Genomic DNA, 9,793 nt, shown 5'->3' on the forward strand with positions numbered 1-9,793 from the left:
GGGAGAAGAGCCTAGCTACGGCCTCCCCTAGCGGTGTGCTGAGTTGGATGTTTGACATTGAATGCTCCTAAAAATCAATAACGTGAGACCGAGCCGGCTCCGCCGGCGAAGCAGGTCGAGGGTTGGAGCATAGAGCCAGAGGCATGCACCGGAAACGCAGGACTCAGTGCGGGCGGGGCCTTGTCGTCCCAACAAAGTACGATTCACAGCGCCGACCATAAGCGACACCAAACTGATTTTCCAACCAGCTCAACAGTGCCGGCGACATATCCCCCACCCCAAGGGCCAGTCCATTATCGCGCCGTATCTGGCCGAAGAGGGCATGCGTCACATTGTGGAGATAGTCTCCCACATGCGAAGCGTTGGGAAACTTCACTGTGATAATGATCCCGCCCAATGGAGGGCGCCGACCGGCGCTTGGAACGTTGACATGATAATCGTCGGCGTATTGAGAGAGGCTGGTGATGCCAGAACGCATATCCGCCATTTCGAGCTTTTCTACCGCCGTTTTGAAGCGACTGTAGAAGTCACCTCTCCCCACGTGACTGCTGACCGACCACGGGCAGAGATTGAGGACCTCGAAGACGTCGGCAGCATCATCAGCCACAAATAGCTGTATACCTTTGGGTACAACACCGTCGATTGCGGAACGGGCAGAAACCGCCAGCGCCTTCCAATCTACCGCCTGGTAATCAGTCAGCACAGGCATTCCTGCAGCGTCAACGAGAACCCCCTCAGGTTCCGGAGAGTGAGGCGCGAATAGAAAGTGGTAGGCGATCGGGGCATTCCGGTTCACAGCGATCATAGTCATGACCATTCTCCTAGAAAAAAGTCCGCGAGTTGTTCCGCGACAGAATCTCTTCGAGATCTGGGATCTCCCTCAGGGTTGGCGACAAAATGTCCGCCCTGGTGCTCTCTGGAGTCTCGCCTTCCCAGTGGCCGTAATAGAAAACGTCGCCGTCCAGCTCATAGAGCTCGTCTTCGTCGATCGTCACGCCATCGTCCTTGTACGGCGCTCTCAGCAGCGTTATCCCGTCATCATCAAGGAAAACGAGCCCGTGGCTCGCGACCTGAAGACCACACCCCGGATTGGCCGAGAGGATTCGCTGATAGTGCCCGCAGACGTCCTCATAGCTCAGGCTACGAACCTGCAACGGGCCTGGCACCCAGCGATCGCCCTGCTTTTCTATCTGAACCACGTCACGCAGGATCGTGAACCCTTGAAACTGAGTAGCGCCTTCTCGTTCTGCTATAGCGATCATGCTGTCAAGATCACTCCGAACCCACTCACAATCGTTTCGCGGGTCCGTCAGTGCATAGCGCACAAGCTCCATACCACTCCTCCTCTTCCAAAAAAAACCCCGGCAGGGACCGGGGCAAAAGTCCCTTCGCTTTCGCAAGGAACGTGACGAACGCAAATTCGGCCCCTAATCCCCGTCGGCCTGTCCGGCAACCTCTAGCAAGGCAGGAGTACCGGCATAGGCCAAGACCATGACCTGCTCCCCTTCTTTGGTGACCAACGCAGAAGTTGAAAAGGACACTCCAATAAGGGCGTTGGCTTCCTGGTGTGCCGTCGAGCACAACTGGTCGATACAGGCTCCCATCGCGGTGCTTATCTGGTCACTTATAGGCACCCGCCTAACCACGTGGACCATCGGGAAAAGGCGTACGAGCCTGACGTCTGCCGGCAGTACCTGGGTGGTGAACACGTGCATTACTGCCCTGCCCTAGCGGCAGCGCCGCGCTGATTTTCAAGACGGGGCTGTATGTCCTTCCGATTCAGCCGCTCGGTCTGCAGCGCGAGCATCATCTCGATCCGCTCGCGTGCTCGGCTTCGTTCAAGCGCCAGAACATCTTCCAGGGCTTGCATGTGCAGATACTCGGTCAGCAGCGGAGCAGTAGTCTTCCCGCTTTCAGCGGTGTACCACTCCGGAGAGAGAAATCGCTTTTCGATTTCGTTGGACATCAACTCGTAGAACGAGGCCTGGCCATCAACAGGAGACCGCCTGGCAATCATCCCATTGAGGCTGTTGCTGGCCAGCGACATCACCGCGTCATCAGCCAACTCGTGCGCCCGCAGGGCCTTTCCTTGCGGGCTACCGGTATCGGGAAGCTTGGTGGCCATCTCAAACGTAACGTTCTTGACGAAGGCTCGGGCGGCCTCGATCTCGGCCTCATTAAAGGTCTTTCTCCCCTCCCCTGGCTCCAACATCCTGTCGAAACGGATGTCCCGATCCTGCATGGCGGCAGCCACAGCTTGGCACCGTCCAGCGCTGGCATCTCGATCGGAGCAGTAAGGGACGTGACGCTGGATCAGCGCGAGTTGGTCTTGGTAGAAAGCTCCATGAGTGGCGTCTAGCAGCGTGCGATTTTCAGCAGCAGTTTGCCGGACGCTTCCAACCATCGCGCTTCCAACCGCCTGTACGCTAGCCATTGTTTCTGCCTGGCTGCTCGCAGGGATGCTCTCCTCGGCTGCACTACCGGCACGCTCTTGGGCCTGCAGGTTAGCGTCGACCGCCTGTTTACCCTCAAAGAGCGCCTGCTGAGCAGCGAGCTGCTGTGTCATGACTGCCTGATGGCCATTCACTCCCGACCACCAATCCGGGTAGATATCGCCTGCAAGCACTTCGACAATGTCGCTGGCCCAAGAAGTAAAATCCGAGACCATACTGGCGCCGGCCTGAACGAACGCGGAATAGCCCACGAACCCCCAGGGATCACAGCAATATGCTGCAGACGCTCGGTAGACCGGCAGTGCTGCTATCCCCAGAGCTAAAGCTGTTGCAGCAATCCAGCGCGGCCGCATCACTGCCCCGCCTTCGCCGCGGCGCTTCGAGCCACTTCGAGCTGTGCCGCCGAATCGGACTTCACGTCCATGGCAAGATTGGTCGCGAGCATTGCCTCAACACGCTCCATCTGCTGGAAAGACTGAAGATCCATCCACAGCTTGAAGGCCTGCATCTTGTTCTGCTCGCGCAGCAGGTTTTCGGTAGAGAAGCCAGAAATCATGGTGTACCAGTCAGGCGATTGAAACCGACCGTTGACCAGGGTTTCCATAAGCTCCATCGGAGAGATGTCCGCCTTATTGACCATCGCAGCGGCGCCCAGGCCAGCGACCGGTGTGCGCAGGGCAACAGCCTGGTTCAAGGAGTTTGCGGCGACCGAGGATCTGGCCTGCTCAATATACTGCCCCGCAATGAATGCCTTACCTTGAGCAGTGCCCTCCCAGGCCTTGGGGATGTTCTGAGTGGGGATGGCGTTGACCAATTTCGCGATGAGGGCCTTTACGGCTTCCAGCAGCGAAGGGGTGAGATTGCTATTGCCCAACAAGGTGTCGACGCGGATATCGGCACCCTGCATGGCAGGATCCGAAGGCAGCGAGCATCGACCCTGGGCAGCCTCTTCCGCCGTGCAATACTTCGCCACGTGTTCGTCATAGTGCCGGGAAATGACAGCCGCACTGCTGGGGGTATAGAGGGTACGATCTGCAGACGCCTTGTTCAGGCTACCTGCGGTTTGCTTCACCGAAGTGCCGGCCTGACCCGCTGCGGCTCCCGTCGCAGCCTCATAGCAGCTGCGAGGTGACAACTCGTATTTGGTTGTCGCATCAGCTCGAACTTTCTCCATATAGAGCTGCGTCTGAGCGGCGATCGCGCCCTCCATCATCACCTTTTGCTGGGCTGTCTGCTTTGTGACTTCCCGCGTCAAGGTGCTGAACCCTTGCTGAATGCTCGAATCGATCTTCTGGAGCCAGGCCACGATCGTCGAAGTTGCAGTGGATACGGCAGACGACACCGCCATGCCGGCGGCATTCGCCCCCTGGGCGGCAATCGCGCCGTCACCGCAGCACGCCTCGGCTTCCCGCGGAGCACCGCTCATGCCCAGGCCAACCACCAGGGTAGCGACACCGAGACCAAAAAATTTGAATGCTTTCATCACAGGTCTCCCAAGCTACTGCAGGATGTTGATCACGCGGCCCGCCGTTTCCCCGGCCGATCCGGGCACCACAGTCCCGACCTGCGAGCCGACAGTGCCCATGACCTGGCTGTACTTGCCGTTGCTCTTCTCGTTGGCTCTGCGACGAACCGACTCGATGGCTCGTTGCCCAGCAGACTGCGCTTCTTGCTTCGCAGCCTGGCAACCTTTTTCCAGCAACTCCTTCCCGATCTTGTCGATCAGCCCCTGGATGCTTCCCAGCCCGGGAATGCTTAGGCCGCCAACGTACTGAGAGATCTGGTCCATGCAGGGAGTAATCGAGTTCTGAAACACCTCCGTGGGGTTCACCTCAGGGGTGTAGATCTTGACGTACTCCTCCTGGGCCTTTTGCTGGCCCTGCTGAATGTCTTCGCAATAACGTTGCGCATCGGAAGCGCTCGTCGCGGCCACTCCAGTCGAGGCACCGATCAGCAAGCCAACAGCGAGCATCGACGGAAACTTATTCATCTCGCTCCGACCTCTCCTGGTGATAGTTCGTGATGGCCTTCGACAGGCTCCCAAGGAACTCGGGGGCCAGAAGCCGCTGGAAGAACGGAGTGTTCTGTACAACTTGGAGGCGCTGTACCAGGGTGCCGGCCAACATCGGATCGAGGACGTTCGAGAAAACGCCATTAGAGTCCTGCTGCAGGAGCACTCCGAGCAGACGTGACCCCAGCCCTGCGTGGCGCTCGTCCAGCCACTGGACGATTCGGAATGCTTTGCTGCTGCTGATATAGACGAGGAAGAACAGCAGGTCATTTCGGTCCGCATCAGCCAGCTTCGCCGCAGCCGCCGGATCGGAGAGGCGGAGCCCGAAGCTCTGCAGGCGCTCGGCGATATCCGGGTGATTATCCAGGGCCCAGTCCTCTGCCCTCTCAATCGAAGCAAACAGTTGGCCTAGTTCAGGCGAAACCTGCTCCCAGTGCTCTGCAACATCTTCAGTAGATAGGCTTAACATTGGTTTATGGCTCGGACTTTCGTTGTGTTATCTTCTGCAAGTATCGAGACTAAACGCTTTAGCGTCAACACTGGTGATCAGCGTGCTAAGAGTCATCAAACACATCCGAACCGAGCGAGCCGAACCGTCGCCACCTCCCGAGCCTGAAGCAAGCGCGCCACCCGCCGGTCGCCAGGATTGCGGCCAAGCATGGCGTCAACTGTCGGAGCGGCTTTTGGGCCGCTTGGGTGACGCGGATACGCATGAGCCGGAACTCACGCTCCCCTCCCCCACGCCCTCGTCTTCCAACAAGCACAGCTAAAGGACAGCCAGATGAGAAAATCGCTGCTGCTTTGCCTACTTCTGGCCGCATTCTTCGGGGGAGCAGCCCACGCTGAATCCTCAGGCGGACTGAACCAATTCACCCCGCCGCCGGGCGATACTTCCGTTGACTTCCTGGAAGAAGTGTTCGGCTCGATCGTGGGGACCATCCACTCTGGCGGGAACGTAGAGGGCGGCGAGACCGAGGACGTGCTGGGCAGCATGATGTCCGTTTTCGGTGGTGCCGTGATGTTCTTGGGCATGCTCTTTATCGCCTACACCACGATCAAAGGCACCGTCGACTCCGCTCAGGATGGCGAGGTCCTCGGACGGAAGATGAGCGACATCTGGATTCCATTGCGTACCGCTGCAGGCGGCGCCCTGCTGCTACCGCTCGGGCATGGTTACTCGCTGATCCAGATCATGGTGCTCTGGCTTGCTATACAGGGCGTGGGTGTGGGAGACGCAATCTGGAGCCAGGCGGTCGACCAAATCGGCAAGGACGGCATGCTTTCCCGACCGCTCATTCCAGATTCCCGACCACTGGCCGCCAACATCCTGAAGTTCGAAGTCTGCACCGCGGCGATGAACAAGCAGTTCGAGGCCTCTGGTCGGTCGACACGCATCCAAGCTGTCGCATCCACCCGCAAGGTCGTCAACACCGGAGAGATTGACGTTGATATTACCGACGCCATACCGGTCTATGGCGGCATCAACATGGTTCAGAAGTACAACAAAGCGAGCTATACCGTCACCGACTACAAGTGGAAGGCGAACGACAACTCCTACATGAACCCCGATGTCTGCGGAGCCCTGACCTGGAAGCAATCCTGGGAGGCCTCGGAGGGCAACAGCAACACCAAGGTCATCAAAGAGCCGATTCTCGCGGCACACGCCAAAGCCATCCAGCAGATGATCCAGGATATCCGGCCGACGGCACAGCAGATCGTCGCCGGGCAAAAACCGGCCCCGGGCGTGATAGACGCCGCGGCGAACACCTATGAGAACTCGCTTCGCGCCGCCGCCAAGACCGCTGTGATGCAAACCAGTGATCGCGCTGCAGCGGACTTCCTCAAGGCCGCCAAGGACGGCGGCTGGCTGTTCGCCGGCACCTGGTACAACCACATCGTCAAAATGAACGACGTGATGCAATCCACATTGAACGGTCTGCCGGCAGCCGATCCTATTGCCATCGTCGACAAGGAGACCAAGGAGACACTCCAGACATACGCCGACGTCATGCTCACCGCCGACGAGTATGCCAAGCACCGCGTCGACTCGGTCCGTAACACCTACTACGCCGAGACCAACGTTCGGGAGCCCCGTGACGGAGAAGGCGCCTGGGAGTACGTCAAGAAGATGATGTCCGCGCCATTCATGGGCGCGATCAACCAGATGACGCAGAGCATCGCTGGCTCCAACCTCAACCACATGAGTCAGATGAAAAGCTTCGGCGATGTCATCGTGACTACCGGCGAGGTAATGCTCGCAGCCATGGCCACCGCCACAGGCGTCGCGAACTCCTGGGCAGCACAGGCCACAGTGAAGGTTGGTTTCGACGCAGGCGCAGTCTTCCAGTTCCTCTCGGGCATCATCACCCTCATGCTGCTCGCCCTGTTCGCCTTCGGCGTGACGCTGAGCACCTATGTGCCGATGATCCCGTTCATCACCTGGACAACCTCGATCGTGAACTGGTTCGTTCTTGTTCTGGAATCGGTCATCGCGGCCCCGCTGTTTGCCGTAGCCCACATCCATCCAGATGGAGACGATGCCGTCGGCCGAGCCGGACAGGGCTACATGATGATCCTGTCGCTGGTGATGCGACCAGCACTGATGCTGTTCGGCCTACTCGGCGGCATGCTGCTGACTCAGCCAATCGTTGGATACATCAACGCGGCCTTCATGTCAGTCGTCTCCGGGATCCAGGCCGACAGCATGACGGGCATCGTCAGCTTCATCGCCTACGTGGCCATCTATGTGGTGATGATGACCACCGTCGTGCACATCGTTTTCAGCCTGATTCACTGGGTTCCGGACAACATCCTGCGCTGGATCGGTAACGGATCTACTGGTGGTATCGCCGACGCGGAGCGCACGGGCGACAGCGGCCAGGATGTGTTCGTCGCCGGCGTCAGGGAAACGAAGCATGGCGCTGCCGGTGGCCTCGGCGGGCACCGCCCGAAAGGGCCATCAGGTAGCCCAGGTGGCGGTGGCGACACGCCGGATGGCTCCCCACAGCGACCAGGCCCATCGAACAAGGATCTGTTCGGCGGATAAGCACACCAAGGGCCATCGTTTTGATGGCCCTTCTTTTTGTGATAAATATCAAGCTCTTAAACAAAAAAGCCGACCAATGGTCGGCTTTTTCCTTTCAGGGCCCTGGCATCACAAAGGCCGGATGCTCCAGTCGCCCTCATTGAGGGCATAACCTTTGGCCTTCAGATTCTGGGACAGGTAACGAGTACGAAGCGAGTCACGCGCCTCTTTGCTGAGCAAAGGGGAGCTAGCCTCGCCGCGCTGCAGGGCATCAAGAGCGAGCTGCAGGATGTAGTTATTCGCCTCCTGCAGCGCAGTCAGGAAAACATTCTGCTGGTTCGCGTGGTCAAGCTTGCGCTGGAGCATGCCCGCGTGCGCTTGCCAGCTGCGCTCAGCTCCAGCCTCTTGCTGGCCCTGCCAGAAGCGGTTGGTCATTACCCCGCCGAGAAGATCCAGACCAGACATGAGGCACCTCCCTCCGAAACGACTTCCGTTGTACCAAATGATTTGAACTATACGCTGGCCGCAGCGGCTGTCAAACGATCCGACGACTCTTGTCCGCAGACGACAATAGTCTGCAGAACGAAAATCCTGACCTTTGTTTATAGGTCAGGTCGTTGAGCAAGGCAAAGAAGCCCCCTCTCAGCCATAACATCGCATTCGGACTTGTTGTGGCCGAGCTACGCCGAGGGCGTCGTATGTCGCAAGACAAGCTCAGTGAAGCCTCGAACTTCGACCGCACCTCCATCAGTCTGCTTGAGCGCGGCTTGCGCTCGCCGACTCTCGATACCGTCATCTGCCTCTGTCGCGCATTGGAAATCCCGTATAGCCAGCTCGCCGTGTTGATTGAGGCGAAGCTGGAACAACTGCATGCGCAAGAAAAACCTCAGCCTCGCTGAAGGCCTGGAACTCTACCGAAGCAAGATCTCAATCCTCAAGAAAGGTTACGCCCAGGAGAGCTATCGCATAACTCATATCCTGAGATCGCCGATCGCCGCAAAAACCATGCGGGAGATCTCCAGCCCGGACATTGCCGACTACCGTGACGATCGCCTCAAGCAGCTGAACCAAAGAACCGGCAAATCGATCTCGCCGGCGACGGTTCGCCTGGAAATGTCGTTGCTCTCCAACGTATTCGACATCGGCCGTATCGAGTGGGGCACCTGCGATGCAAACCCCGTGGCGAACGTGCGGAAGCCAAAGTCTCCCCCCGGCCGGGACCGTCGTCTCTTGGCGAGGGAAGAGCGTCTAATTCTTCGCTACTGCCATGGCCACCAAACCCAAGAGCTCTACTCGATCGTCATCCTGGCCCTGGAGACCGCCATGCGCCAGGGAGAACTCCTCAAACTGGAGTGGGAGCACATCAACCTGCGGAACCGTATCGCCCACCTACCGGAGACCAAGAACGGATCCAAACGAGACGTCCCCTTGAGCATTAAAGCCAGGGACGCGCTGATCCGCCTCGGCGTTAAGTCGAAGGGCCGCGTCTTCAGCTACACGAGCAACGGCTTCAAATCGGCCTGGCGCATCATGATGATTCGCCTCGGCATCCAGGATCTGCACTTCCACGATCTGCGACACGAAGCGTGCTCGCGCCTCTTCGAACTCGGCACCTTGGACGTGATGGAGATCGCGGCAATCAGCGGGCACAAGAGCCTCGCTATGTTGAAGAGATATACCCATTTGAAGGCCTCGCGACTGGTTAAAAAGCTCGAAGGCAACAAACACCGCGGCCAGCAGGTGGTCATCAATCACCTGGTCCCGTACCCCGCCATAACTCAGCAGACGCCCACAGGCGTTGTTGTCCGCGTCTTGGACTTCGAAGGAGTAGAAGGGCAAGGACTCACGCCGGAAATCGCGCTACAGAGCGCCCAGGACGCCCTGCTGAGGCATCTCATGGTGGCCTTGCGTGACAAACGCCACGTACCAGCACCTGATCAGTACCTGGAACAGGTCGACGAGGCAGACATCATCATGCTGGATCCACTCTGCCTACTCTCAGAACAGTCAAAAGGGGGGGGTCACACTTTTTTGCAGTGATTGGGTGATCTTGAAAGTACGGGTAGCCAGGACAGACGCGGGATTCGGGCACTACATTGCCAATCCGGGGTGTGGACTTCCGCCTCGGGAGTAAAGCTCGGAGAAAAGGTAATCGGCGGTTACGTGTCCTATCACGACTCGTCGAATTCAGGTGCTGCATATTGTCCGGAGGGAGCGGTTCTCATTGGCTTGATTAATGACAAAAGCCTCGATAGTTACCATATGGCTTGCCAAGTTCTGAAATAGCTTTACATGCAAAACTGC

The 9,793-nt window shown here is 58.3% G+C and carries 10 protein-coding genes; 3 read left to right on the forward strand and 7 right to left on the reverse strand.

Annotated elements, in window-relative coordinates; all coding sequences use genetic code 11:
• Positions 1 to 163: 163 nt before the first annotated feature.
• The 6 genes from NA637_RS15090 to NA637_RS15115 form a co-directional block, all read right to left on the reverse strand.
• Positions 164 to 811 carry a hypothetical protein gene (locus NA637_RS15090; RefSeq protein WP_023118060.1) on the reverse strand — a complete coding sequence of 216 codons (648 nt, stop codon included), beginning with the start codon at positions 809 to 811 and terminating at the stop codon, positions 164 to 166.
• A gap of 10 nt (positions 812 to 821) precedes the next feature.
• Positions 822 to 1,334, reverse strand: a complete 513-nt coding sequence (locus NA637_RS15095; protein ID WP_009685675.1) for a hypothetical protein — start codon at positions 1,332 to 1,334, stop codon at positions 822 to 824.
• 380 nt (positions 1,335 to 1,714) lie between these two features.
• The gene (locus NA637_RS15100) at positions 1,715 to 2,806 is read right to left on the reverse strand and encodes a hypothetical protein (RefSeq protein WP_023118059.1); all 1,092 of its coding nucleotides are present in this window, start codon (positions 2,804 to 2,806) and stop codon (positions 1,715 to 1,717) included.
• On the reverse strand, positions 2,806 to 3,936 hold the full coding sequence (locus NA637_RS15105; protein ID WP_110389093.1) for a hypothetical protein: 1,131 nt from the start codon (positions 3,934 to 3,936) through the stop codon (positions 2,806 to 2,808). Before NA637_RS15105 ends, NA637_RS15100 begins: the two co-directional genes overlap by 1 nt.
• A gap of 15 nt (positions 3,937 to 3,951) precedes the next feature.
• The gene (locus NA637_RS15110; protein WP_009685668.1) at positions 3,952 to 4,443 is read right to left on the reverse strand and encodes a hypothetical protein; all 492 of its coding nucleotides are present in this window, start codon (positions 4,441 to 4,443) and stop codon (positions 3,952 to 3,954) included.
• Positions 4,436 to 4,933 (reverse strand): hypothetical protein, encoded by a 498-nt coding sequence (locus NA637_RS15115; RefSeq protein WP_015026427.1) that lies wholly within the window; start codon positions 4,931 to 4,933, stop codon positions 4,436 to 4,438. The genes NA637_RS15110 and NA637_RS15115 overlap by 8 nt, the downstream gene beginning before the upstream one ends.
• A 312-nt stretch (positions 4,934 to 5,245) precedes the next feature.
• Here NA637_RS15115 and NA637_RS15120 point away from each other — a divergent pair, with 312 nt between their 5' ends.
• Entirely contained in the window at positions 5,246 to 7,510 is a 2,265-nt protein-coding gene (locus tag NA637_RS15120) for a DotA/TraY family protein (RefSeq protein WP_009685665.1), read from the forward strand.
• Positions 7,511 to 7,618: 108 nt separating this feature from the next.
• Here the strand turns inward: NA637_RS15120 and NA637_RS15125 are convergent, their stop codons facing one another.
• Positions 7,619 to 7,954 carry a hypothetical protein gene (locus NA637_RS15125; protein WP_009685664.1) on the reverse strand — a complete coding sequence of 112 codons (336 nt, stop codon included), beginning with the start codon at positions 7,952 to 7,954 and terminating at the stop codon, positions 7,619 to 7,621.
• Between the two features lie 152 nt (positions 7,955 to 8,106).
• Here NA637_RS15125 and NA637_RS15130 point away from each other — a divergent pair, with 152 nt between their 5' ends.
• Positions 8,107 to 8,388 carry a helix-turn-helix domain-containing protein gene (locus NA637_RS15130; protein WP_009685663.1) on the forward strand — a complete coding sequence of 94 codons (282 nt, stop codon included), beginning with the start codon at positions 8,107 to 8,109 and terminating at the stop codon, positions 8,386 to 8,388.
• Complete coding sequence (locus NA637_RS15135; protein WP_023118056.1) at positions 8,360 to 9,529, forward strand: tyrosine-type recombinase/integrase; 1,170 nt, start codon at positions 8,360 to 8,362, stop codon at positions 9,527 to 9,529. The genes NA637_RS15130 and NA637_RS15135 overlap by 29 nt, the downstream gene beginning before the upstream one ends.
• Positions 9,530 to 9,793: the final 264 nt, after the last annotated feature.

It is taken from the genome of Stutzerimonas stutzeri (genome assembly GCF_024448935.1).
GTDB lineage: Bacteria > Pseudomonadota > Gammaproteobacteria > Pseudomonadales > Pseudomonadaceae > Stutzerimonas > Stutzerimonas stutzeri_AO.

Bases quoted from the DNA above. Each gene is read 5' to 3' on its own strand.
- NA637_RS15135 (WP_023118056.1), top strand. From the start codon at position 8,360: ATGCGCAAGAAAAACCTCAGCCTCGCTGAAGGCCTGGAACTCTACCGA.
- NA637_RS15120 (WP_009685665.1), top strand. From the start codon at position 5,246: ATGAGAAAATCGCTGCTGCTTTGCCTACTTCTGGCCGCATTCTTCGGG.
- NA637_RS15100 (WP_023118059.1), bottom strand. From the start codon at position 2,806: ATGCGGCCGCGCTGGATTGCTGCAACAGCTTTAGCTCTGGGGATAGCA.
- NA637_RS15125 (WP_009685664.1), bottom strand. From the start codon at position 7,954: ATGTCTGGTCTGGATCTTCTCGGCGGGGTAATGACCAACCGCTTCTGG.
- NA637_RS15105 (WP_110389093.1), bottom strand. From the start codon at position 3,936: ATGAAAGCATTCAAATTTTTTGGTCTCGGTGTCGCTACCCTGGTGGTT.
- NA637_RS15095 (WP_009685675.1), bottom strand. From the start codon at position 1,334: ATGGAGCTTGTGCGCTATGCACTGACGGACCCGCGAAACGATTGTGAG.
- NA637_RS15115 (WP_015026427.1), bottom strand. From the start codon at position 4,933: ATGTTAAGCCTATCTACTGAAGATGTTGCAGAGCACTGGGAGCAGGTT.
- NA637_RS15090 (WP_023118060.1), bottom strand. From the start codon at position 811: ATGACTATGATCGCTGTGAACCGGAATGCCCCGATCGCCTACCACTTT.
- NA637_RS15110 (WP_009685668.1), bottom strand. From the start codon at position 4,443: ATGAATAAGTTTCCGTCGATGCTCGCTGTTGGCTTGCTGATCGGTGCC.